23 protein-coding genes are annotated in these 22324 nt (G+C 47.4%); 22 read left to right on the top strand and 1 reads right to left on the bottom strand.

The annotated features are described in order from the left end of the window. The first annotated feature begins 3 nt into the window (after nucleotides 1–3). The 16 genes from ACFQNF_RS16705 to oppF all read left to right on the top strand — a co-directional run bounded on the left by ACFQNF_RS16705 (nucleotide 4) and on the right by oppF (nucleotide 17343). The gene (locus ACFQNF_RS16705; RefSeq protein ID WP_380189055.1) at nucleotides 4–636 is read left to right on the top strand and encodes a YfgM family protein; all 633 of its coding nucleotides are present in this window, start codon (nucleotides 4–6) and stop codon (nucleotides 634–636) included. Further along, entirely contained in the window at nucleotides 636–1766 is a 1131-nt protein-coding gene (gene bamB, locus ACFQNF_RS16700; protein WP_380189054.1) for an outer membrane protein assembly factor BamB, read from the top strand. The genes ACFQNF_RS16705 and bamB overlap by 1 nt, the downstream gene beginning before the upstream one ends. Continuing rightward, nucleotides 1767–3161 (top strand): ribosome biogenesis GTPase Der, encoded by a 1395-nt coding sequence (gene der, locus ACFQNF_RS16695; protein WP_380189053.1) that lies wholly within the window; start codon nucleotides 1767–1769, stop codon nucleotides 3159–3161. Between the two features lie 256 nt (nucleotides 3162–3417). Next, complete coding sequence (hfq, locus tag ACFQNF_RS16690) at nucleotides 3418–3687, top strand: RNA chaperone Hfq (protein WP_046349895.1); 270 nt, start codon at nucleotides 3418–3420, stop codon at nucleotides 3685–3687. A 140-nt stretch (nucleotides 3688–3827) separates the two neighbouring features. Further along, nucleotides 3828–4952, top strand: a complete 1125-nt coding sequence (hflX, locus tag ACFQNF_RS16685) for a GTPase HflX (RefSeq protein WP_380189052.1) — start codon at nucleotides 3828–3830, stop codon at nucleotides 4950–4952. Further along, entirely contained in the window at nucleotides 4939–6108 is a 1170-nt protein-coding gene (gene hflK, locus ACFQNF_RS16680) for an FtsH protease activity modulator HflK (RefSeq protein WP_380189051.1), read from the top strand. The genes hflX and hflK overlap by 14 nt, the downstream gene beginning before the upstream one ends. A gap of 12 nt (nucleotides 6109–6120) precedes the next feature. After that, entirely contained in the window at nucleotides 6121–6990 is an 870-nt protein-coding gene (gene hflC, locus ACFQNF_RS16675; protein WP_380189050.1) for a protease modulator HflC, read from the top strand. Then, nucleotides 6987–7172, top strand: coding sequence for a DUF2065 domain-containing protein (locus ACFQNF_RS16670; protein ID WP_046349899.1), 186 nt, complete (start codon nucleotides 6987–6989; stop codon nucleotides 7170–7172). Before hflC ends, ACFQNF_RS16670 begins: the two co-directional genes overlap by 4 nt. Nucleotides 7173–7262: 90 nt before the next feature. Continuing rightward, a complete protein-coding gene (locus ACFQNF_RS16665) occupies nucleotides 7263–8417 on the top strand; it encodes an ATP phosphoribosyltransferase regulatory subunit (RefSeq protein WP_380189049.1) in 1155 nt (384 codons plus the stop codon). Between the two features lie 111 nt (nucleotides 8418–8528). Then, a complete protein-coding gene (locus tag ACFQNF_RS16660) occupies nucleotides 8529–9824 on the top strand; it encodes an adenylosuccinate synthase (protein WP_046349900.1) in 1296 nt (431 codons plus the stop codon). An 805-nt stretch (nucleotides 9825–10629) separates the two neighbouring features. Continuing rightward, nucleotides 10630–11652 (top strand): porin, encoded by a 1023-nt coding sequence (locus ACFQNF_RS16655; protein ID WP_380189048.1) that lies wholly within the window; start codon nucleotides 10630–10632, stop codon nucleotides 11650–11652. Nucleotides 11653–11774: 122 nt separating this feature from the next. Continuing rightward, complete coding sequence (locus tag ACFQNF_RS16650) at nucleotides 11775–13382, top strand: peptide ABC transporter substrate-binding protein (RefSeq protein ID WP_380189047.1); 1608 nt, start codon at nucleotides 11775–11777, stop codon at nucleotides 13380–13382. A 136-nt stretch (nucleotides 13383–13518) separates the two neighbouring features. Continuing rightward, nucleotides 13519–14439: an oligopeptide ABC transporter permease OppB gene (oppB, locus tag ACFQNF_RS16645; protein WP_380189046.1), complete on the top strand. Its 921-nt coding sequence runs from the start codon at nucleotides 13519–13521 to the stop codon at nucleotides 14437–14439. 14 nt (nucleotides 14440–14453) lie between these two features. After that, nucleotides 14454–15353, top strand: a complete 900-nt coding sequence (locus tag ACFQNF_RS16640; protein WP_380189045.1) for an ABC transporter permease subunit — start codon at nucleotides 14454–14456, stop codon at nucleotides 15351–15353. Nucleotides 15354–15368: 15 nt separating this feature from the next. Beyond that, a complete protein-coding gene (locus ACFQNF_RS16635) occupies nucleotides 15369–16361 on the top strand; it encodes an oligopeptide/dipeptide ABC transporter ATP-binding protein (protein ID WP_380189044.1) in 993 nt (330 codons plus the stop codon). Continuing rightward, entirely contained in the window at nucleotides 16354–17343 is a 990-nt protein-coding gene (oppF, locus tag ACFQNF_RS16630; RefSeq protein WP_380189043.1) for a murein tripeptide/oligopeptide ABC transporter ATP binding protein OppF, read from the top strand. The genes ACFQNF_RS16635 and oppF overlap by 8 nt, the downstream gene beginning before the upstream one ends. Nucleotides 17344–17487: 144 nt before the next feature. Here the strand turns inward: oppF and trmL are convergent, their stop codons facing one another. Continuing rightward, nucleotides 17488–17952, bottom strand: a complete 465-nt coding sequence (gene trmL / locus ACFQNF_RS16625) for a tRNA (uridine(34)/cytosine(34)/5-carboxymethylaminomethyluridine(34)-2'-O)-methyltransferase TrmL (protein WP_380189139.1) — start codon at nucleotides 17950–17952, stop codon at nucleotides 17488–17490. 220 nt (nucleotides 17953–18172) lie between these two features. On the opposite strand from trmL, the gene purU reads away from it, so the two are divergent. The 6 genes from purU to gspJ all read left to right on the top strand — a co-directional run bounded on the left by purU (nucleotide 18173) and on the right by gspJ (nucleotide 22297). Continuing rightward, entirely contained in the window at nucleotides 18173–19024 is an 852-nt protein-coding gene (gene purU / locus ACFQNF_RS16620) for a formyltetrahydrofolate deformylase (RefSeq protein ID WP_046349907.1), read from the top strand. A gap of 114 nt (nucleotides 19025–19138) precedes the next feature. Next, nucleotides 19139–20335, top strand: coding sequence for a type II secretion system inner membrane protein GspF (gene gspF / locus ACFQNF_RS16615; RefSeq protein ID WP_380189042.1), 1197 nt, complete (start codon nucleotides 19139–19141; stop codon nucleotides 20333–20335). 45 nt (nucleotides 20336–20380) lie between these two features. Continuing rightward, nucleotides 20381–20806: a type II secretion system major pseudopilin GspG gene (gene gspG / locus ACFQNF_RS16610; protein ID WP_046349909.1), complete on the top strand. Its 426-nt coding sequence runs from the start codon at nucleotides 20381–20383 to the stop codon at nucleotides 20804–20806. Between the two features lie 34 nt (nucleotides 20807–20840). Further along, nucleotides 20841–21347 (top strand): GspH/FimT family pseudopilin, encoded by a 507-nt coding sequence (locus ACFQNF_RS16605; RefSeq protein ID WP_380189041.1) that lies wholly within the window; start codon nucleotides 20841–20843, stop codon nucleotides 21345–21347. Beyond that, nucleotides 21340–21711 carry a type II secretion system minor pseudopilin GspI gene (gene gspI, locus ACFQNF_RS16600; protein ID WP_380189040.1) on the top strand — a complete coding sequence of 124 codons (372 nt, stop codon included), beginning with the start codon at nucleotides 21340–21342 and terminating at the stop codon, nucleotides 21709–21711. The genes ACFQNF_RS16605 and gspI overlap by 8 nt, the downstream gene beginning before the upstream one ends. Further along, on the top strand, nucleotides 21698–22297 hold the full coding sequence (gene gspJ, locus ACFQNF_RS16595) for a type II secretion system minor pseudopilin GspJ (RefSeq protein ID WP_380189039.1): 600 nt from the start codon (nucleotides 21698–21700) through the stop codon (nucleotides 22295–22297). The genes gspI and gspJ overlap by 14 nt, the downstream gene beginning before the upstream one ends. The last annotated feature ends 27 nt before the right edge of the window (nucleotides 22298–22324 follow it).

Below are 22324 nucleotides of genomic sequence, written 5' to 3'. Positions count from 1 at the left end.
GACATGGCTTTCGATCTACAAGAACAAGAACAAATTGCTGAATTCAAAGCGTGGTGGGATGGTTGGGGCAAGTTGATTGCCGTAGGCTTGCTGGCTGTTTTAGTGGCTTATGCAGGGTGGAAAGGCTGGAATGCGCATTTAGAATCCCAGTCTGCTAAGGCGGGTGTACTGTATGTAGAGCTGGATAAGCTGGCTGAGGCAAAAGATGTGGCCAAAATGAAAGTTGCGGTTGAATCTTTGAAGAAAGACTACGCCAGCTCGGCATATGCACCTCGCGCGGCTCTATTGCTGGCTAAAAGCAGTGTTGAAGCCAATGATGCACTTGCCGCAAGCGCTCAGTTGCAATGGGTTATCAGTCATGCCAAAGAAGCAGGCTTGCGTGATGTCGCCCGTTTGCGTTTGGCGGTGGTGCAATTGGATCAGAAAAAATTTGACGATGCTTTGGCTACCTTAAAAGCCAATGAAGAAACCAGCTTTGCGGGTTTATTCTTTGAAGCCAAGGGCGATGTATTGCTTATTAAAGGCGATAAAACAGCTGCACGTGAAGCCTATAAGCAAGCCGTGGCTAAACTGCCAAAAGACGCACCTAACGTGAAGTTTGTGGAAGTGAAACTGGAAGCACTGGGGAACTCTTAATGCAAGATCTTTATCGCTTAGCTATTGCAGTGTCTTTATTGGGTTTAACTGCGTGCAGTACCGTCAGTAATGCACCAGAACCATCGCCTTTGCCGCAGATATCACAAAGCTTGCCGGTTTCCAGCCAATGGCGTGCCTCGGTAGGGGATAAAACCTTATTTCGCTTTGTGCCTGCGGTGGATGGTGAGTTGGTGGTGGTGGCTGGCTCGCCTGATAAACTACAGGCTTTGGATGCGTTGAGCGGTCAAAGCCGCTGGCAAATCAAAACAGAGCAAGCGATTGCCGGCGGTGTGGGTTTGGGCGCCGATGTGATTGCGGTGGGCTCAATTAAAGGCGTGGTGCTGGCATATGACCGCGCAGGTAAGTTTCTTTGGCGTGCGCAAGCCTCCAGTGAAATTATGGCACCTCCTGCAGTAAACAAAGGGGTTGTTGTGGTTAAAACCGGCGATGGCCGTGTGAGTGCCTATGCCGCTGCGGATGGTAAACAGCTGTGGCAATATCAAAAGCAATTGCCTTCTTTGATTTTGCGTAATTACGCAGCGGTCACTATTTCTGGCAATGTGGTTTATGCTGGTTTGTCGGGTGGGCGTTTAGTTGCACTCTCCTTGCAAGATGGCCGTGTGCTGTGGGATAGCCCTGTGGCGATTCCTCGTGGTGCAACCGAGCTTGAGCGGGTCACTGATGTGGTTGCGCCTCCTGTGGTTGATGGGCGCTTAGTATGTGCTGTTGCTTATCAGGGGCGTATTGCCTGCTTTGATGCAAGCACAGGCTCCGCAGCCTGGACTCGTGAATTATCGAGTTGGTCTGGTTTGGCGATGGATTATCGCTATGTTTATGCGGCAGATGCAGCGGGTAATGTGAGCGCCTTTGAGCGTGAAAGTGGCCGTAGTGTTTGGCGTCAGGATAAACTGGCCGCTCGCTCAGTGACTGCTCCGGCGGTGCTGGGTAAGTATCTGGTGGTGGCTGATTTTGCAGGCTACACCCATTTTTTAAATACAGAAGACGGCAGTTTTGTCGCACAGCTGGCTACAGATGGTGCGCGCATCGCGGTGAGTCCTTTAGTGGTTGGAGAGCATTTGCTGGTGCAAACGCTATCCGGCAATGTTTTTTCAATAGGCTTAAGTAAATAAATGAAACCTACAATTGCGCTGGTTGGTCGTCCCAACGTCGGAAAGTCCACGCTCTTTAACCGGCTGACCAAATCGCGCGACGCACTTGTTCACGATATCCCTGGTCTGACGCGTGACCGTCACTACGGGCACGGTCTGGTCGGCGAGAAGCCTTACCTTGTGGTTGATACGGGTGGTTTTGAACCCGTGGTTGATGAAGGCATTATGTTCGAAATGGCCAAGCAAACCTTGCAGGCCGTCGACGAAGCCGATGTTATCGTTTTTATTGTGGATGGTCGTAACGGCATTACCCCGCAAGATAAAATTATTGCCAATCGCTTGCGCCAGTCCACCCGTCCAGTCTGGGTTGCGGTGAACAAGGTTGAGGGGATGAATGCCTCAGTCGTTTGCGCGGATTTCTTTGAGTTAGGCCTTGGCCATCCTGTGGCGATCTCTGCATCGCACGGTGAGGGTGTGCGGCTATTAATGAATGAAATTCTGGAAGACTTCCCTGAGCCAGAAGAAGAGGAAGAAGCAGATCACCCCATCTTCGCCATCATTGGCCGCCCAAATGTGGGGAAATCCACTTTGGTGAATGCCATTTTGGGTGAAGAGCGAGTGATTGCTTTCGATCAGCCGGGTACCACACGCGATTCGATTTATATTGAGTTCGATCGTAATGATCGTAACTACACCATTATCGATACGGCAGGTGTGCGTAAGCGCGGTAAGGTGACCGATGTAATCGAGAAGTTCTCGGTGATTAAAACCATGCAAGCGGTTGAAGATGCCAACGTGGCGGTGCTGGTGCTGGATGCCACGCAAGAAGTTTCTGATCAAGATGCGCGGATTGCTAGCTTTGTGTTGGAAACGGGTCGCGCTTTGGTGGTTGCCATTAATAAGTGGGAAGCGGCGGACCAGTTCCAGAAAGATATGATCAAGCGGGAAATTACTCGTAAGCTGGGCTTTTTAGAGTTCGCTAAATTCCATTATATTTCTGCCTTACAAGGGCAGGGCGTGGGTGAGTTATTTGGTTCCATCGACCAAGCTTACGCGGCTGCGATGATTAAAATTCCAACGCCTAAGCTTACGCGTGGCTTGGAAATTGCGATCGAGCGTCAGCAGCCGCCTATTGCCGGTAAGATTCGCCCGAAAATGCGTTATTGTCATCAGGGTGGTACTAATCCACCGGTGGTGATTGTGCACGGTAATGCTTTGGAAAAAGTGCCAGACTCTTACTGGCGTTACCTTGAACATCACTTTATGAAGATGTTCAATTTGCAAGGTACGCCTTTACGTGTTCAGTTTAAAAAGAACGTCAATCCGTTTGAACACAAAAAGCAAGTGAGTGGTGGTAAAGCCATGCCAATGGTTCACTTGAAAGGCGCGAAACCAAAAAAATACGGTAAACGCTGATAAAGCTTGAAAGTATTTCGCAATTTTCACGCTTGGCATAGAATGTGTTTTGTACTATAACAGTCCGTTGAAAAGCGTGGCGATTAGTGAAGAGCTAGATAAAAATGGCGAAACAACTGGTTTTATGTAAAAGTAAATAAAAGTTTTTTCAAGTTTAGTCTGATTAATAAGCTAATTTGCTGGTTTTCAGCGGGCTGACAAGCGTAAGACCCATCTGTCTCTATCAAGATATAACAAGAATTTGGAGAAAAAAATAATGAGCACTAAGGGGCAAATGTTGCAAGACCCATTCTTGAATGTACTGCGTAAAGAGCATGTGCCTGTTTACATTTATCTTGTGAATGGGATTAAGTTGCAGGGGCAAATTGAGTCTTTTGATCAATACGTGGTTTTACTAAGAAATAATGTGACGCAGATGGTATATAAGCACGCCATTTCAACGGTTGTGCCTTCACGTCCGGTATCTATTCCGCATGAACACGCAGGCCAGTTGCCGCCTGTAAGTGATGTTGTGGTTGATGCCTAATCGCGTTATTGATCTTATTTCTTTGTTAGGCTTCAATCAAAGTAGTATGGTTTAAAAACCCCGATGGACAGGGTCTTTCGGGGTTTTTTGTGTAAGGCCGAAATGGCTTTACATGGTATTTGTTAATTAAAAGGTCATGCATGTTTGAACGCCATAAGGGTGGAGACAGGGCCATCTTGGTTTGCCTTGATTTTGGTGAGCTTGATTATCAGGATGGTGTTGAAGAATTCGTTCAGCTGGTAGAAAGTGCAGGTGCAAATATTCTTGCTACTGTGGAAGGTAAGCGCAGTAGGCCAGATCGCGCTTATTTTGCGGGTACTGGGAAGGTGCAGGAAATTGCTGAAATTGTTCGCGCACACGAGGCGGAGTTGGTGATTTTTAACCACCCCCTTTCTCCTTCGCAAGAGCGTAATTTAGAAAAAGTATTGCAGTGTCGTGTGGTTGATCGGACCACCCTGATTCTGGATATTTTTGCCCAGCGCGCTCGTACGGCTGAGGGTAAGTTGCAGGTGGAGTTAGCGCAGCTGTCGCATATTTCCACACGGCTTATTCGTGGCTGGACTCACCTTGAAAGGCAGAAAGGCGGGATTGGTATGCGCGGGCCGGGTGAATCTCAGCTGGAAACCGACCGTCGCTTGCTGGGGACTCGGGTTAAGCGTTTAAAAGATCAACTTGCAACGGTGCAAAAGCAGCGAGCGACTCAACGTCGATCGCGTGAGCGCAATCGGCAATTTAGTGTTGCGATTGTGGGCTACACCAATGCAGGCAAATCATCCTTATTTAATGCATTAACTAAATCGAAAATTTATGTTGCAGATCAATTGTTTGCAACATTAGATACCACGTCAAGGAAGCTATATCTTGATCCGGAAAACTCGATTGTATTGTCAGATACGGTGGGGTTTATTCGCCAATTGCCGCATACTTTAGTGGCTGCATTTCATGCTACTTTAGAAGAAACGATTCAAGCCGATTTGCTTTTACATGTAGTGGATATCAATCACCCATTGCGTGATATGCAAATAATTGAGGTGAATAAGGTATTAAGTGAAATTGGTGCGGAACGTATTCCACAATTAATGGTCAATAATAAAATTGATCTGCGCGATATGCCTGCAAGTGTTGATCACGATGAGTATGGTAGAATTTGCGCTGTGTGTTTGAGTGCAACCCAAGGTATTGGTCTGGATGCACTTCGCGCCGCGCTGCTTGAGGCTTTAAGCCATCCACTAAAAACAGCTGAGTTAACTAATGAGTCAAAATGACCCGCAATGGGGTGGTCGCCGTAATGGCCCACCTGATCTGGATGAAATTATTCGTAATATCACAAGCAAAATATCCCGCCTTTTAGGTGGTGATGGCGCGCCTCAGTCTGGTGGCAATGGGCGCGGCGCGGGTGCTGCTGTGGTGGTCGCGGTTGCTGTCGCGGTGCTTTGGGCGGCCTCCGGATTTTACGTGGTAGACGAGCGGGAAAACGCAGTGATTATGCGCTTTGGCCGTTATGTAGAAACGGTAGAGAAGCCAGGTTTGCATTGGCATTTGCCGTGGCCGGTTGAATCACGCGAAATTGTCAATATGACAGAAATTCGCAGCTTAGAAGTGGGTACTCCAGGTGGCGAAGGCCGTGCAGGGGACGAGTCCATGATGCTGACTGGGGATCAAAATATCCTCGAAGTGCGTCTGGAAGTGCAATACAACTTGAAATCTGCACATGACTTTGTGTTCTTTAATCGCACAACAGATCGTGATGCCAAAGATTTGGTGAAACAAATTGCACAAACTGCAATTCGTGAAGTGGTCGGTAAGAATAAAGTTGATTACGTACTGAATGAAGGCCGCGGTAAGATTGGTGAAGATACCAAGGAAATCGTGCAAAGCCTGCTTGATCGCTATGGCGTAGGTGTGGCTGTTTCTCGTGTGAACATCTCCGATGTACAGCCGCCCGATCAGGTGCAAGCGGCATTCTCTGATGCGGTCAAAGCGCGTCAGGATAAAGCGCGTTTGATTAACGAAGGTACGGCTTATGCAAATGATGTGATTCCTAAGGCGGGCGGTATGGCTGCACGTCTTTCAGAAGAATCAGAAGGCTATCGCTCACGCGTTGTTTCTCAAGCAGAAGGTGATGCATCTCGCTTTAAGCAAGTTGCCGCTGAATATGCAAAAGCACCACAAGTGACACGGGACCGGATGTACTTCGATACCATGCAGCAGGTCTTCCAAAACACGACTAAATTGCTGATCGATCAAAAATCGAATGGCAATCTGCTTTACCTGCCTTTGGATAAACTGATGCAAATGAGTACACCTGCTGCATCTGCCGCACCTGCTGCCGCTGATGCAGGCAAAGCAGCTGAAGCCGCAGTAGCAACGGATGCCGCTGTTAATCGTAATGTTCGCGCCACCACGCGCGACGGCCGCTAAGGGGAGAGCAGCATGAATCGAGTCCTTCCTACTTTAGCCTTGGTGTTATTGGCTTTGTTTGTTTTTTCAACATCGTTTTTTACTGTAGATCAGCGCCAATATGCGGTGGTGTTCCAGTTTTCTGAAGCGGTGCGTGTGATTAAAACCCCAGGCATTAATTTTAAAGTGCCTTTGCTACAAGAAGTTCGCTACTTTGATAAGCGCATTTTAACGATTGATGAAGAAACGCCTGCGCGTATCCAAACGATTGAAAAAATGAACGTTAAGGTTGATAGCTTTATTAAATGGAAAATCGTCGATGTAGAGAAATACTACAAGGCCGTGGGTGTGGACCAACGTAAGGCGGTAGAGCGTTTACGTAATACGGTAAACAATATGCTGCGCGATGAGTTTGGTAAGCGTACGGTGCAAGACGTGATTTCAGGCAAGCGCGATGAAGTGATGGATACGGTACGCAAAGTAGCCGACTCTGATGCGGCACGGATTGGTGTGCAAGTGATTGACGTGCGGATCAAGCGCGTTGAGCTGGAAGACGCTACGCTCAATTCTGTGTACGAGCGCATGCAGTCCGAACGTAAAGCGGTGGCCAATCAAATGCGTGCTGAAGGCTCGGCAGAGGCTGAAAAAATCAAAGCCGATGCAGATCGTCAGCGTGAAGTCACACTGGCAAATGCTTACAACAAAGCCCAGCAAATTAAGGGTGATGGAGATGCTAAAGCCGCAGCTATTTATGGCGAAGCGTATGGCCGCAACCCGGAGTTTTATGCTTTCTATAAGAGTATGGATGCCTATAAGCAAAGCTTTGCTAAGAAGAGTGATGTGATGGTGGTTGATCCTAGCTCGGAATTCTTTAAATATATGAAGAACCCGAAAGCGAAGTGATTGATTCATTAATTTTAGCTTTTGCATTGATGCTTATTTTTGAAGGAATCATGCCATTTGCCTTTCCTTCTGTGTGGCGTAGTACAATGCAAAAAATAGCAGACTTAGATGATTTTAAAATTCGTCTTATTGGTCTGGGGTGTTTGCTAGCAGGTTTGGTGTTTGCGCTGTTTGCTCGCTAGACTATCTCTTTAAGAAGTGTGTGCCCGCGCTGTACTGTATGTACAGGCGGGCCTTTGTTTGAAGGGCTTTATTTTTTAAAGCAAATGACTATGCGCAACTGGATCCTTCCCGAGTATATTTCCGACGTTTTGCCTTCCGAAGCGCGTCAAATTGAGGCTTTGCGGCGTAAAGTACTCGACCTCTTTGCCTGTTATGGCTATGAGCAAGTTGCGCCGCCCCTGATCGAGTATGTAGAGTCTTTATTTACCACTGATGATAGTGCCTTAGATTTAAAGACATTCAAACTGGTCGATGAGCTAACCGGTCGGCAAATGGGTTTGCGGGCTGATATTACGCCTCAGGTGGCCAGAATTGATGCGCATATTTTAAATCGTCAGGGGGTTACTCGGCTTTGCTATGCAGGCTCAGTGGTCAATACCCGTCCTGATGGTGTGTTGGCGACACGTGAGCCGCGCCAGATTGGTGCAGAGATTTATGGCTGTGCCGGTGTGGCCGCTGATGTGGAGGCGGTGGAGTTGATGTTTGAGAGCTTGGCGCTGGCAGGCTTAAAATCACCACGCTTAGATGTTGGTCATATTGGTTTATTTCATGCGTTGGCAGATGAGGCAGGCTTAAAGGGAAATCATCGCGCTGAGGTCTTTGCAGCTTTACAGCAAAAAGATTTATCGACGATTACCGAAGTCACTGCCGCTATTGCTCCTGAATTACAAGCTGCTTTATTGCTGCTGCCCTCTTTTTATGGTGGGCATGAGGTGCTTGCAAAAGCGAGGGCTAAGCTGCCACCTCTGGCCGGTGTGCTGGCTGCCCTCGATAGCCTTGATCAGCTGACAGCTGCTTTGCAATTGCGTGGCATTGTTGTGCACTTTGATTTGGCCGAATTACGCAGCAGTTACTATCATACGGGTCTGGTTTTTGCTGCCTACGCACATGGGTTTACCAATGCGGTAGCCCGTGGCGGGCGTTATGATAGCGTAGGCGAAAAATTTGGCCGATCTCGCCCGGCGACTGGTTTTAGTATGGATTTGCGTGAGTTTTCATCGCTGCCATTCCCATCTTTACGCTCGGGTGTTCTGGCTCCGGGCGGAGATGATGTCGCCTTATTGGCGGCCATTCGCGCATTGCGCAGTGCGGGCGATATTGTTGTGGTCGATCTGGGTGTGCTTGCATCTGAGGTCAGTGTTGATCGTGAGCTTAAACGGGTAGATGGTCAGTGGCAGGTATTGCCGCTGGCCACTGCTTGTTAATTATTAGTTTCTCTGGTGTGTTGCCTCGATTGGGGTATGCCGCTTAGTGCATTACGCGATATGTAGATATCGCGTGTTTTGGTTACGTTGGTTTTAATAGTGAGGTTTGGCATGAGCAGAAATGTGGTCGTGATTGGTACCCAGTGGGGTGACGAAGGTAAAGGCAAGATCGTTGACTGGTTAACCGATCACGCACAAGGCGTGGTTCGTTTTCAGGGCGGTCACAATGCCGGTCATACACTGTGGGTGGGCGGTAAAAAAACCGTTCTGCGTTTAATTCCGTCCGGCATCTTGCATGCAGGTAAGGCTTGTTTTATCGGCAATGGCGTGGTGATTTCTCCTGAAGCCCTGCTGAAAGAAATTGATGAGCTGGAAGCTGCCGGGATTGATGTTGCTAGCCGATTACGCATTTCAGAAGCTTGTCCGCTGATTTTGCCGTATCACATTGCCATCGATCAGGCGCGTGAAGCTGCAAAAGGTGAGATGAAGATCGGTACCACCGGCCGTGGTATTGGCCCTGCGTACGAAGATAAAGTCGCTCGTCGCTCAATTCGTTTGCAAGATCTGTATCACCCGGAGCGTTTTGCCGCCAAGTTGAAAGAAAACCTCGACTGGTACAACTTTGCCCTGAAAAACTATTTCAAGGCTGAAGAAGTTGATTTCCAGAAGGTTTACGACGAAGCGCTGGTTTACGCTGAGCGTATCAAGCCGATGTTGGGTGACGTGTCACGTACGCTTTACGATATGAATAAAGCGGGTCAGCCGCTGTTATTTGAAGGCGCGCAAGGTACCTTGCTTGATGTCGATCACGGCACGTACCCTTACGTTACTTCTAGTAATTGTGTGGCCGGTGCGGCTTCTGCGGGTGCGGGTGTTGCGCCACAAATGTTGCAATACGTATTAGGCATTGTGAAGGCTTACACCACGCGTGTGGGCTCGGGTCCTTTCCCTACTGAATTGTTTGATGATGTTGGTGCTGGCCTTGCGTCACGGGGCCATGAGTTTGGCTCGGTAACGGGTCGTGCACGTCGCTGTGGCTGGTTTGATGCTGCTGCCTTGAAGCGCTCTATCCAGATTAATGGTGTATCAGGATTGTGTGTCACCAAGCTGGATGTGATGGATAGCATTGAAACGATCAGCATTTGTACTGGCTACAAGCTTGATGGCGAAGTGATCGACATCTTGCCAATTGGTGCTGAGCAAATTGCGCGTTGCGAGCCTATTTACGAGCAAATGCCAGGTTGGTCTGAATCTACCTTTGGTGTTAAAAAACTAGAAGATCTGCCTGCTAATGCGCGTGCTTATCTGAAGCGCATTGAAGAGATCTGCGAAGCGCCGGTAGATATTATTTCTACAGGCCCTGAACGTACAGAAACCATCGTATTACGCCATCCATATAATGGCTAATATTTTGTTTTCTGCTTAAAAAAACCCGCCTAGTGCGGGTTTTTTTACGGGTATTGTTTGGCGTTTTGAATGCACTAAGGCGATTGCTAAGTGCTTATGGCTTGGTTTTTCTCCCGTTCATATCCCCTCGTCATTTTTGGCTTGTTTTTTTGCTGCTAAATTTAGGGTTGTTTTTGGATTTATATGATGAGTGGCTAGTGGTTTTGTGGTATTTTGTACCTTGATTTTGTTTTTAATTGAGAGTTTGTATTTCTTGTTGTAAAAAAGAAACATGCCGTTACTTAGGGTTTTTTGGTATTTTTTGTGTCATTTTTACTGTTTTTTTAATTTGGCCTACCGACGAATGGTAAGGTGAAGTCGCTGTTTGGTATATCAGCGGTGTTGTTTTTTTGTTTTTTGGTAAAAAACACTAAATGGTGTGCAGCGTTTTTTAGGGCGAAGTAAATTCGAAAAAATATCTGTGCTCTATTTTGGTGCGTCTTTAAAAGCTAACGCATTACTCCGATGACATTCGTAAGTGCTTGGTAATGTGAAAATTCCCATTGTGGCTATGGGGGCGAGTAAGTACCTCCTTTTGTTTGGAAATAAGAAACCCCCTCTTTTGCACCAATATAGTGCGTCTTTTCTTGTGCTGGATTTATTGATCTTAAAAAGGGGAGCATTGCAATTAGTGTTTTCATTTTATGTTGGGACGATTCTGCCCGAGCTAAAAAACACGGTATGACCCCAGTAGGCAGCTGGAAGGAAAAAAGCATATCTTCTTAGCGTAGGTAAGCAGGTCTTATTCGATCCTAAGGAGAACTAAATGACTTTTAAGAAAATCTTGGCAACGGCCATTGCAAGTTTATGTGTTGTTTCTTATGCGCAAGCAGATGTAACGCTTTATGGTATTGCACAGAAGTCGATTGATTACGGCAATGACGCCGCGGACAACAAAAAATTCTCGATGCAAGATATTGGCAGCCGTGTTGGTTTTAAAGGCCTTGATAAGTTGGACAACGGATCTAATTTGCTTTGGAAGCTTGAAACAGGTTTGGATAAAGGCTTCGGTAGCCGTGAAGCTTGGATTGGCTATGAAAATAAGGATGCAGGCACTTTGCGCTTTGGTAAAAGCAAAGGTGCTTATGATTTGCTGGTAGAAACATTTGATTTGTTTGAAAGCAATACTACGTTAGCCAATACATTTCAGGATGTGACTTACAATACACGTCATGATAATGCAATTTACTACACAAGCCCTAACTGGGGCGGCTTTACAGCAAATGTGAATGCTGTGATTGATAGCACTGCTGGCATATCAAGCAGCCAAAAAGGCTACGATGCGACTGTGAACTATACACACTCGAAATTTGCGATTTATGCGGGTACAGCAAGTCTGAAAAACATGGCCCGTAAGTCTTTGACAGGTGGCGCGGTTGTTAAGTCTGATTCCAAAGTCACTTCTTATCTGCTTGGCGCTAAAGTATTTCCGGTAGAAGGCCTACAGATTGGCGCTTTGTATCAAAACACTAAGCAAGATGCAGCATTTGCCGGCGGCGAATTTAAGCGCGACAGCGCTATTATTATGGCGCAATACGAAGTAGGTAAATGGGTGCCACGTGTTGGTTATGTATACCAAGGCGAAGGTAAGCAAGGGAATAAAAAAGTGCTTGCTAAAGCAAACCACTTCCAAATTGGTACAGATTACAATCTAAGCAAATCTTCATTGCTTTATGTTGAAGGCGCTGTGATTCAGAATAAAGATCAGAATGCATTTTCAACAAGCATCAGCGAAGGTTTAGCTTCTACACCTAAAGTTGTAAGTGCAGGCATGATCTTGCTGTTCTAATTTTTATATTTTTATGTTGCATCGCGTAAGCAGTGTATCGTAAGGTAAATCACTTCTTCTTGATTGAAGGAGTGATTTATTCAAACCAATCACAAACGGGTATCGCCCTTTAAGGAGACACAATGAGCTGGACTATGAAATCAGTGACATTCGCGCTTGCATTTGCATTAGGCGGAGCGGCATTTGCAGCAACAGTGCCTGCTGGTGTTAAGCTTAGCGATAAGCAAGAAATGATTCGCAATAATGGATCTGAAGTGGAAACACTGGATCCTCATTTGGCTGAATCTGTTGGGGCGAATAATATTACCCGTGATTTGTTTGAAGGCTTAACGACTTCCGATAACGAAGGTCGTTTACACCCTGGTGTGGCAACGAGCTGGAAGCAGACCGACCCAACGACTTGGGTGTTTAGTTTGCGTAAAGATGCTAAGTTCTCTAATAGTGATCCTATTACGGCTGCTGATTTTGTTTACGGCTGGCAACGTTTTCTTGATCCTAAGCTGGCCTCACAGTACGGCACAGCCTATGGTATTTTTGTATTAAATGGTCTGGAAATTGCTGAAGGTAAAAAAGCACCTTCAACTCTAGGTATTAAAGCAATTGATAAATACACGCTTGAAGTAAAAACACCGAACCCTATTTCCTACTTGCCAAGTGTTTTATCTAATTCACAATTTGCGCCTGTGCATAAGGCAACCATTGATAAATTCGGTAAAGATTGGACTAAGCCAGGCAATATGGTTGGTAATGGTGCATATGCACTGAAAGACTGGAAAGTAAATAGCAAGATTGTGATTGAAAAGAATCCCCAGTATTGGGATGCAAAAAACACAGTATTAACACGTGTGACCTATCTGCCTGTAGAGGCGGGTAATGCTGAATTAAAGCTGTATCAGTCTGGTGATAATGATTTTATCTATCAATTGCCTGCAGGGCAGTATGAGAGGCTGAAAAAAGACTTTCCACAAGAAATCAAAAATGGCCCTATTCTTGGCCTGCGTTATTACTCATTAAATAATAAAGATCCAATGATGAAAGACGTGCGCGTACGTAAGGCGCTGTCTATGGTATTGGATCGCGATATCCTAGCGCAAAAAGTAACTGTAGATGGTCAGATCCCTGCGTATGGCGTAACGGTTAAAGGGCTGGAAGGCGCTGACGTAACGACCTACGATTGGGTGAAGTGGCCAATGGCAAAACGTGTTGAAGAAGCCAAGAAATTATTAGCTGAAGCAGGCGTTAAGCCGGGTACAAAAATTAAATTTACCTATAACACCGATGATTACCATAAGAAAATGGCGCTGTTTGCTTCTTCTGAATGGAAAAACAAACTGGGTTTAGAAACTGAATTAGACAGCCTTGAATTTAAAGTGTTATTGAAAAAACGCCATGATGGCGATTTCCAAATTGCGCGTAATGGCTGGTTGGCGGACTATAATGATGCCACTACTTTCCTAACTTTGGTTCAGTGTGGTTCATCACAAAATGATAACTTTAACTGCAATAAAAAAGCAGAAGAACTGATTAAACAAGGCAATGAGCAGCAAGATGTTGCTAAACGTAAAGCATTGCTTACGCAAGCCGCAAAATTAGTTATGGATGATTACCCAATGATTCCATTGCTGCAATACACCCTGCCACGTTTAGTTAAGTCTTATGTGGGTGGCTATTCAACTAAGAACCCGGTTGATCGTTATCTAAGCAAAGAGTTTTATATTATTAAGCATTAAGACTGTAAAGTCGTAAAGTACTGCCGCTTTGGGCTTTTAGCTCAAAGCGGCCTTATTTCGTATACGTATGGCTACCAATTAGAGTAGCGCCGGTATGAAATATTTGTGGAAAATAATAAATAAGGAGGGGATCCCGATGTGGGCTTATACATTCCGTCGAATTTTGGCGACGATTCCTACAATGCTGGCCGTTATTACGGTCTGCTATCTATTGCTGCATTTAACGCCAGGTGGGCCGTTTGATTCAGAGCGTAAAGTATCTGAAGCGGTGCTGGCCAATTTGCAAGCTAAATACCATTTGGATTTTCCGCTTTGGCAGCAATATCTATACTATTTAAAAGGTTTATTACAAGGTGATTTAGGTGCTTCTTTTCGCTATGCAGATTGGAGTGTGAATGATCTTGTGGCCGCTGCGCTGCCGGTGTCGCTGACCATTGGTGGCGGTGCAATTTTACTTTCGATTGTTATTGGCGTTGGGCTGGGTATTACTGCTGCGTTAAAACAAAATAGTTTTATTGATTATTTTGTGATGCTGATCGGCAATATTGGCAGCACGATTCCTTCTTTTGTTTTAGGGCCTGTACTGATTTTAGTTTTTGCGATTTGGATACCTGTGTTGCCAGCCGGTGGCTGGAATGAATTCAATGTGCGGTTTATTATTTTGCCTCTTTCTCTGCTGACTTTTATTAATGTATCAACGATTGCCCGTGTGATGCGTGGCAGCTTAATTGAAGTCATGAGCAGCAATTTTATCCGTACAGCACGAGCAAAAGGTCTGCCTCTAAAAACGATTGTATTTCGCCATGCTTTAAAGCCTGCTTTATTGCCGGTGGTATCGGTATTAGGCCCGCTGGCTATTTCCTCTATTACGGCAGCCGTGGTGACTGAATCGGTATTTTCTTTGCCAGGGATTGGTAAATTAATCGTGAATGGTGCAAGCAATCGGGATTACACGCTTGTATTGGGCTTAGTTGTGCTTGTTACTGTGGTTGCGGTATTACTTAATTTATTGGTCGATTTAGCCTACGCGCTACTTGATCCTAAGATTCGTTATTAATAGGCGGGGTTGTCATGCTATTTAGAAACAAAAAACTCGCCGCAACGCTGGAAAATTTGCCAGTAGAAGGACGTAGCCCTTGGGCGGATGCGCGTCGCCGCTTTTTTAAAAATAAAGCAGCCGTCATCAGCGCTATTATTTTATTGATCATTACCGTAGCCTGTATTTTAGGGCCATATCTATTGCCAAATTCTTATGAAGATACTGATTTTGGTGCAATGGGCTTGGCACCTACTTTAGAGAATTGGCATTTATTTGGCACAGATGAATTAGGCCGTGATCTATTAGTACGTAGTTTAATTGGTGGCCGCATTTCTCTGATGATCGGCGTGCTGGCTACCTTAACCTCAGTGGCAATCGGCGTAATATGGGGCGCAACAGCTGGCTTTTTAGGCGGTAAAGTCGACGCAGTGATGATGCGTATTGTCGATATGATGTATGCCATTCCTTATTTATTGATTGCTATTTTGATGGTGACTTTATTAGGGCGTGAATTTTATCTGGTTGTGCTGACGATTACGGTATTTGGCTGGATGGATATGGCCCGTGTGGTGCGTGGGCAGACTCTGGCGATTAAATCGAAAGAATATATTGAAGCGGCTCATGCAATTGGCGTACCAACATGGAAAATCATTTTTCGCCATGTGGTGCCTAATTTATTGGGCATTGTGGTGATTTATACCACCGTGACCGTGCCGGGCGTGATTTTGACTGAATCGGTATTGTCATTCTTGGGTTTGGGTATTCAAGAGCCGATGACCAGTTGGGGCGTATTGATTCATGATGGTGCGAGCGTCATGGAAACCACCTCATGGTTATTGCTATTCCCAGCGGCGATGCTGTCTGCCACTTTGTATTGTGCCAATTATATCGGTGACGGCATGCGCGATGCGCTTGACCCGAAAGATCGTTAAGCGGAGCCGAGGATTATGAGTTTATTATCAGTAAAAGATCTCGGTGTGCAATTTGCCACCAATGATGGTGCAGTTAGCGCCGTGAATGGCGTTTCTTTCGAATTAAATCGCGGTGAAACACTGGGTATTGTGGGTGAATCTGGCTCAGGTAAAAGCCAGACTGTTTTGGCTTTAATGGGTTTGCTGGCTAAAAACGGCAAGACACAAGGTAGTGCTTTGTTTGATGGGCAAGATTTATTGTCTATGCCTGCTCATCAGCTTAATAAGATTCGTGGCAATCGAGTGGCGATGATTTTTCAGGACCCGATGACGTCCTTGAATCCTTATCTCACTGTAGAGCGTCAAATGACCGAAGTGCTGGAGCTGCACAAGGGCATGAGTCGCCGCGATGCAAAAAAGCGCTCTATTGAGCTGCTTGATGCCGTAAAAATCCCTGAAGCGGCGCGCCGCGTGATGATGTATCCACACGAGTTTTCGGGCGGTATGCGTCAGCGTGTGATGATTGCAATGGCGCTGTTGTGCGAACCTGAATTACTGATCGCCGATGAGCCAACCACCGCGCTGGACGTCACTGTGCAGGCGCAAATTATTGCGCTGCTTAAAGATCTGCAGCGTGATTTTGGCACGGGCATTGTGATGATTACCCATGATTTGGGCGTGGTTGCGGGCCTTTGTGAAAAAGTCTTGGTGATGTATGGCGGCCGCGTGATGGAGCAGGGGAACGCCAGCGATATTTTCTATCATGCAACACATCCTTACACGATTGGTTTGCTGGGCGCATTGCCTCGTCTCGATCACGATGATTCGACAAGCCTGATTTCTATCCCGGGTAATCCGCCTAATATGGCGCATATGCCGCCGGGCTGTCCGTTTAGCGAGCGCTGCGTGCATGCGCTGCCGCGCTGCCATAGCGAATTGCCTTTGCTGCTGCCTGTGGGAGCGGAGGGGGTCTTGCGTGCTTGCCATAAGCCACTAGAAGAAACCAAGCTGGAGGTGGCTCATGTCTGATACACGTCAACCTATTTTGTCTATCCGTGATTTAAAAGTACATTTTGCCGTGCGCCAAGGCGTGAAATGGCCGTGGCAGGCGAGCAAGCAGTTGAAAGCCGTGGATGGCGTGTCACTGGATTTATACGCTGGCGAAACACTGGGTGTGGTGGGTGAGTCAGGCTGTGGCAAATCAACGCTGGCACGTGCAGTGCTAAATTTAATTCCGGCTACCAGTGGCAGTATTGTCTGGATGGGCAAGGAAATGCACGGCGCAAGTAGCGCTCAGTGGCTGAATGCACGTAAAGATATCCAGATGATTTTCCAAGATCCGCTGGCGTCTTTAAACCCGCGTATGACCGTCGCACAGATTATTGCCGAGCCCTTAAAAACGCATTATCCAGAGATTTCTGAGGCTGATGTGATGGCGCAGGTAAAGGCCATTATGGTGCGGGTGGGCTTGCGCGAGCAGCAAATTAATCGCTATCCGCATGAGTTTTCTGGCGGCCAGTGCCAGCGTATTGGTATTGCACGGGCGCTGATTATGAAGCCTAAGCTGATTGTGTGCGATGAGCCGGTTTCGGCGCTGGATGTATCGATTCAAGCGCAAATTGTGAACTTGCTTAAAGAATTGCAGCGTGAAATGGGCATGGCGCTGATCTTTATTGCTCACGATCTGGCGGTAGTGAAGCATATCAGCGATCGTATTTTAGTGATGTATTTGGGGCATGAAATGGAGCTAGCCAAAAAAGCCGCGCTCTATTCACACCCAAGCCATCCTTATACGCAGGCGCTTTTGTCGGCGATTCCGATTCCTGATCCAGATCGTGAAAAAAACAAGGTGATTCAGATCTTGCAGGGTGATTTGCCCAGCCCGATCAACCCGCCATCAGGCTGCGTATTCAGAACGCGTTGCCCCAAGGCAGAAGAGCAGTGCACTCAGCACATCCCCAAGCTGCGCGAGCTGAGCAAGGAAACACAAGCGGCTTGCTTGTTGGCATAGGCCTTAGAAACCTGTAGACACAGAGTACACAGAGCTAAAAAGCAGCACATCGAGAAACCCCAAGAGCGAATAGCCCTCGGGGTTTTCTTATGTTTTTCTCTGTGTGCTCTGTGTTCTTACCGTGCTTTGTACCTACAGAACTTTTTACAAAGCCCCAGCAAAATCCATCTGTCGCCACGCCTCAAACACCGTGATTGCCACCGCATTGGATAAGTTCAAGCTGCGATTATCCGGCATCATCGGTAAGCGAATGCGGCGATCCGCCGCGAATTCATCACGAATTTCCTCAGGTAGGCCGCGTGTTTCAGGGCCGAACACAAAAACGTCACCTTGTTGGTAGATAATACGGTCGTGCCGGGTGGAGCCCTTGGTCGTCATGGCAAAAAGCCGCTGCCCTGCTAGTGCGGCTTGGCAATCGGTCCACGATTCATGAATTTTCATGGTAGAAAACTCGTGATAATCAAGGCCAGCACGGCGCATGCGTTTGTCTTCTAGTTCAAAACCAAGTGGTTTGACCAAGTGCAAGCTGCAGCCGGTGTTGGCAGCAAGGCGAATCACATTGCCGGTATTGGGTGGGATTTCGGGTTGAAATAAAACAATATGGAACATGATGTATGCGTGCTTTGAGGGCAGGGCCCAGAGTTGGCGTGTGATGCGCGGGTTAATCGGGCGTTTGCCGTATTTTAAAAGAATATTCAAAAAAATGCCTGCTCCATTCCCTTTTTTATTGGCGGACTTTGGCAATATTAGGCTGAGATTGCATTGGATTGCTGCTGTATGCGGGCGTTGCTGCTAGAATTGGCAACGGATTTTAGAACTGAGTAAACGAATGAATACCGCAACACTACTGATTAGTTGTCCAGATCGAAAAGGTTTATCTGCTGCGATTGCCAATTTTCTGTATACCTATAACGCCAATATTGTTCACGCCGATCAGCACCAAGACGAGACAGAAAACCTGTTTCTGATGCGGATTGAGTGGGATGTCACCGATTTTACTTTGGATATGAGCGCATTTTCTTCGGCTTTTCAGCCGATTGCAGATCGCTTCCAAATGACATGGTCGGTGGCGCTCTCTGCCTGCCGCCCTAAGGTGGCTGTTTTTGTTTCTAAATACGATCATTGTTTGGTTGATTTATTGCATCGGCATAAAAGTGGCGAGTTGCGCTGCGATATTCCCTTGATTATTTCCAACCATGAAGATTGCCGTGGTTTAGCGGATTACTATGGTATTCCCTATCATGTTATTGCCGTCACAAAAGACAATAAGGCTGAATCAGAACAAGCCCAGCGTGCATTACTGGAAGCCAATCAGATTGATTTAATTGTGCTGGCGCGATATATGCAGGTATTAAGTCACGAATTTACGGCGTCTTACCCGCAGCGAGTGATTAATATCCATCATTCATTCCTGCCTGCTTTTGAAGGCGCCAAGCCTTATCACCGTGCTTTTGCGCGCGGAGTTAAATTAATTGGCGCAACCAGTCATTACGTTACAGAAGTATTGGACGACGGCCCTATTATCGAACAAGATGTCATGCGTATTTCACATCGTGATGATATTGATATGCTGATTCAGAAAGGCCGTGATTTAGAAAGAATGGTGCTTTCCCGTGCTGTGCGCGCTCATCTTGAACATCGTATTTTGGTTTATGCAAAAAAAACGGTGATCTTCTCTTAACAGTAAATTGAAAAGCAATATGGCCGGGTTTTTCAATACGCTTAGAAAAAAATAATAAAGAATGATAACTCCCGCTTTATATGATTCAGCAATTGGGCTGTCTGGAGCCCAAGCATGACGGCTTTTCGTTATCGTGCAGTTAACGAGAGCGGCAAAGCGGCACGTGGCGTGGTCGAGGCGGAAACGTCGCGCTTAGCCAAGGGCCTGCTGCGATCGCAGGGCTTGTGGGTTTCTGAGCTGGAAGAAATTGCCGCTACCGGGGCCAAGGGTGAGCGTGGCCTTGGCACGGCCAAGCTCTCTTTGCTGACGCGTCAGCTGGCAACTTTGCTTGATGCAGGTTTGCCGATAGAGCAGGCTTTATCGGTGCTGATCGAGCAAAGCGAAGTCGAGCGGGAAAAACAACTGGTTGCGGCATTGCGCAGTGAAATTTTAGCCGGGTCATCTTTTTCTCAAGCGCTCACGCGCCATCCTCGCGTATTCCCCGAGCTGTATCGCACCATTGTCAGCGCGGGTGAAGAATCCGGCAAAGCCGCTGCCGTGATGCAGCGTTTGGCGGATTACTTAGAATCGCGCGCGTCTTTGGCGTCGAAAGTAGGGCTGGCATTTATTTACCCCGCGGTGGTGATGTTTGTTTCGGCCTTGGTGATTGTTGGGCTATTGACTTGGGTTGTGCCGCAGATGGTGACGGTGTTTCAAAGCGCCAAACAAACGCTGCCGCTGCTCACCCGATTATTGCTCTGGGCCAGCCAGTTTGTGCGTGATTGGGGGCTGATTTTCTTTGTGCTTCTGGCGATTGCCTCGGCGGCAGGCTGGCATGCACTTAAAAAACAAGCGGTGAGGCGGCAGTTTGATGCCTGGCGTTTAAAGCTACCTTTAATTGGTCGCTTTGAGCGCACTGCTAATACAGCGCAGCTAGCGTCTACTTTGGCGATTTTGGTAGGCAGTGGTGTGCCACTCCTGAGTGCTTTGCAGGCCGTAAGTGGCGTATTGGGCAGCTTGCCCTTGCGCGATGCGGTGGCAGAGGCTGCCAAGCAAGTGCGTGAAGGCATGACGCTGTCGCGGGCATTGGCGGTGAGTAAAATGTTTCCGCCGGTGCTGATTCACTTGATTGGCAGTGGCGAGGCGACAGGGCGCTTGGAGCATATGCTGGAAAAAGCCGCTGCGCAGCAAACACAAGAATTAGAAAATAGAGTCTCTACCTTTACTGGCCTGCTTGGCCCCCTAATGGTGTTATTAATGGGCGGCGTAGTGCTGGTGATTGTATTGGCGATTCTATTGCCTGTTTTTGAAATGAATCAGTTGGTTAAATAAAAGGCTAATTATCCAAGGTAATGGCTTTAATAAAGGGAGTATTAAATGAAACGCAAGCAAGGCGGTTTTACGCTGATTGAAATTTTGGTGGTGATTACGATTCTGGCTATTTTGGGTGCGTTGGTGGTGCCTAAAATTATGAATCGCCCGAATGAGGCGCGTGTTGTAGCGGCTAAGCAAGATATTCGCTCGGTGGTGCAGGCATTAAAACTATATAAGCTCGATAACGGCCGCTACCCAAGCACCGAGCAGGGCTTAAAAGCACTGGTAGAAAAGCCAAGTGCAGCGCCTGTGCCTAATAACTGGAAAACCGGCGGCTACTTAGAAAAGCTGCCCAAAGACCCTTGGGGTAGCGATTATCTTTACCTTAGCCCTGGCATTAAAGGTGAAATTGACGTGATGAGCTACGGAGCAGATGGCCAGCAGGGTGGTGAAGAGACCGATGCAGATATTGGTTCTTGGGATATCTAATGCAGCGTATTCAGCTCACACCTAGCGCCTGCCGATGAAAGCGATGCGCCAGCTTGGCTTTACCCTGATCGAAATCCTTGTGGTGCTCGGCATTATCGGCATCATTATGGGCTTGGCCGTGGTACGTCTGGATTTATCAGATGGGCAAAGGGTGGAGCGTGAGGCTAGTCGCTTGGCCGCATTGTTTGAATCGGCGCGAGATGAAGCCATTACGAGTGGGCAGGCGATTGCTTGGTCCTCCGATGGTCTTGGTTATCAGTTTTGGCTGCAAGATGCGCAAAACAATTGGCAATCGATTGCCACGCATGATTTGCTCAATCCGCGTGTTTTAGAAGAAGTGCGGATTGAAGGCTTTGCCGTGAATCTGCGTGAGCAGCGCTTAGGGGAGCGTTTAGTGTTTGAGCCTTCAGGGGTGAATGCGCCTTTTAGTCTGCAACTGCGTTTAAATAATAGCCGCTTAGAATTGCAGGGTGATGTGATGGGGCGAGTAGAAGTGCGCCAGCCTGATGCCTCGGCTCCAGTGGCGTTGCCTCATGCGTAGACGTACCGGTTTTACCTTGATTGAAGTGCTGGTGGCGCTGGCGGTGATTGCCATTGCCATGGGCGCGGCAATGAAAGCCACTTTGGCTAGCACCAATAACGCCATCGAGCTAAAAAGCCGCACCGCAGCAGGCTGGGTGGCGCAAAACCGCTTAAACGAATTGGCCGCACTGGGTGCATGGCCGGACATTGGCTCCACGACCGGGAAAGAATCACAAGCGGGAATGGAGTTCACATGGCGAGTGGAAACGGGCGGCTCGCCCAACCGCAGCTTCCGCCGTATCGAAATTAAAGTTTTTTCTGCTGGCGAAGATCAACACGCGGCGGCTACTTTGGTTAGTTATCTTGCTCATGTACCCCATTAAAATGCTCAGGCCTAAACAAACAGGCTTTACCCTGCTGGAAATCTTAATCGCGCTGGCGGTATTTAGCGTGGTGACGCTGATTTCTTATAAGGGGCTAGAGTCGGTTGCGCAAACACGCACGGCTTTGGATGCTGAAGCCAAACGTTGGCGGGATTTATCTCTCGTGTTTGATCGCATGGAAGAAGATGTGAGCCAAACGGTGGATCGGCCTTGGCGCGATCAGGGAGGGGTAGAACAGGCCGCGATGCGTGGCACCAATAAGCCCGAGCGTAAGGATGATCAGCCGCTAGAGTTGATCCGCTTAGATCGTAATCGGGATGCTTTTCATGTGGCGTATCGACTTAAAGACGCGCGTTTAGAATTGCTGTTATGGAATGCGCTTGATCTGGGGCCGCGTGAAGAGCCACAAGTGCATGTTTTGCTCGAAAATATCCGTGGTTTTGAGGTTTCTTTCCTAGATACGACGAGCCAGTGGCAAGCCAGCTGGCCTCCGGCGGGCAATAATAAAGTGCCACCGCGTGGCGTAAAAATAAAACTCACGCTGAGCGATGCCACCACCGTACAAAGGATTTACACCCTGCCATGATGCATAGATATCTACACACCTCATCTA

It is taken from the genome of Iodobacter arcticus (genome assembly GCF_042664895.1).
Taxonomy (GTDB): Bacteria; Pseudomonadota; Gammaproteobacteria; order Burkholderiales; family Chitinibacteraceae; genus Iodobacter; species Iodobacter arcticus.
The sequence above is the reverse complement of the archived record's forward strand: the minus strand, read 5'-3'. Positions and strand labels throughout refer to the sequence as shown.

What these genes read in the sequence shown, in the direction of transcription:
- ACFQNF_RS16705 (WP_380189055.1), top strand. Translation starts at nt 4, where the DNA reads ATGGCTTTCGATCTACAAGAACAAGAACAAATTGCTGAATTCAAAGCG.
- bamB (WP_380189054.1), top strand. Translation starts at nt 636, where the DNA reads ATGCAAGATCTTTATCGCTTAGCTATTGCAGTGTCTTTATTGGGTTTA.
- der (WP_380189053.1), top strand. Translation starts at nt 1,767, where the DNA reads ATGAAACCTACAATTGCGCTGGTTGGTCGTCCCAACGTCGGAAAGTCC.
- hfq (WP_046349895.1), top strand. Translation starts at nt 3,418, where the DNA reads ATGAGCACTAAGGGGCAAATGTTGCAAGACCCATTCTTGAATGTACTG.
- hflX (WP_380189052.1), top strand. Translation starts at nt 3,828, where the DNA reads ATGTTTGAACGCCATAAGGGTGGAGACAGGGCCATCTTGGTTTGCCTT.
- hflK (WP_380189051.1), top strand. Translation starts at nt 4,939, where the DNA reads ATGAGTCAAAATGACCCGCAATGGGGTGGTCGCCGTAATGGCCCACCT.
- hflC (WP_380189050.1), top strand. Translation starts at nt 6,121, where the DNA reads ATGAATCGAGTCCTTCCTACTTTAGCCTTGGTGTTATTGGCTTTGTTT.
- ACFQNF_RS16665 (WP_380189049.1), top strand. Translation starts at nt 7,263, where the DNA reads ATGCGCAACTGGATCCTTCCCGAGTATATTTCCGACGTTTTGCCTTCC.
- ACFQNF_RS16660 (WP_046349900.1), top strand. Translation starts at nt 8,529, where the DNA reads ATGAGCAGAAATGTGGTCGTGATTGGTACCCAGTGGGGTGACGAAGGT.
- ACFQNF_RS16655 (WP_380189048.1), top strand. Translation starts at nt 10,630, where the DNA reads ATGACTTTTAAGAAAATCTTGGCAACGGCCATTGCAAGTTTATGTGTT.
- ACFQNF_RS16650 (WP_380189047.1), top strand. Translation starts at nt 11,775, where the DNA reads ATGAGCTGGACTATGAAATCAGTGACATTCGCGCTTGCATTTGCATTA.
- oppB (WP_380189046.1), top strand. Translation starts at nt 13,519, where the DNA reads ATGTGGGCTTATACATTCCGTCGAATTTTGGCGACGATTCCTACAATG.
- ACFQNF_RS16640 (WP_380189045.1), top strand. Translation starts at nt 14,454, where the DNA reads ATGCTATTTAGAAACAAAAAACTCGCCGCAACGCTGGAAAATTTGCCA.
- ACFQNF_RS16635 (WP_380189044.1), top strand. Translation starts at nt 15,369, where the DNA reads ATGAGTTTATTATCAGTAAAAGATCTCGGTGTGCAATTTGCCACCAAT.
- oppF (WP_380189043.1), top strand. Translation starts at nt 16,354, where the DNA reads ATGTCTGATACACGTCAACCTATTTTGTCTATCCGTGATTTAAAAGTA.
- trmL (WP_380189139.1), bottom strand. Translation starts at nt 17,952, where the DNA reads ATGTTCCATATTGTTTTATTTCAACCCGAAATCCCACCCAATACCGGC.
- purU (WP_046349907.1), top strand. Translation starts at nt 18,173, where the DNA reads ATGAATACCGCAACACTACTGATTAGTTGTCCAGATCGAAAAGGTTTA.
- gspF (WP_380189042.1), top strand. Translation starts at nt 19,139, where the DNA reads ATGACGGCTTTTCGTTATCGTGCAGTTAACGAGAGCGGCAAAGCGGCA.
- gspG (WP_046349909.1), top strand. Translation starts at nt 20,381, where the DNA reads ATGAAACGCAAGCAAGGCGGTTTTACGCTGATTGAAATTTTGGTGGTG.
- ACFQNF_RS16605 (WP_380189041.1), top strand. Translation starts at nt 20,841, where the DNA reads ATGAAAGCGATGCGCCAGCTTGGCTTTACCCTGATCGAAATCCTTGTG.
- gspI (WP_380189040.1), top strand. Translation starts at nt 21,340, where the DNA reads ATGCGTAGACGTACCGGTTTTACCTTGATTGAAGTGCTGGTGGCGCTG.
- gspJ (WP_380189039.1), top strand. Translation starts at nt 21,698, where the DNA reads ATGTACCCCATTAAAATGCTCAGGCCTAAACAAACAGGCTTTACCCTG.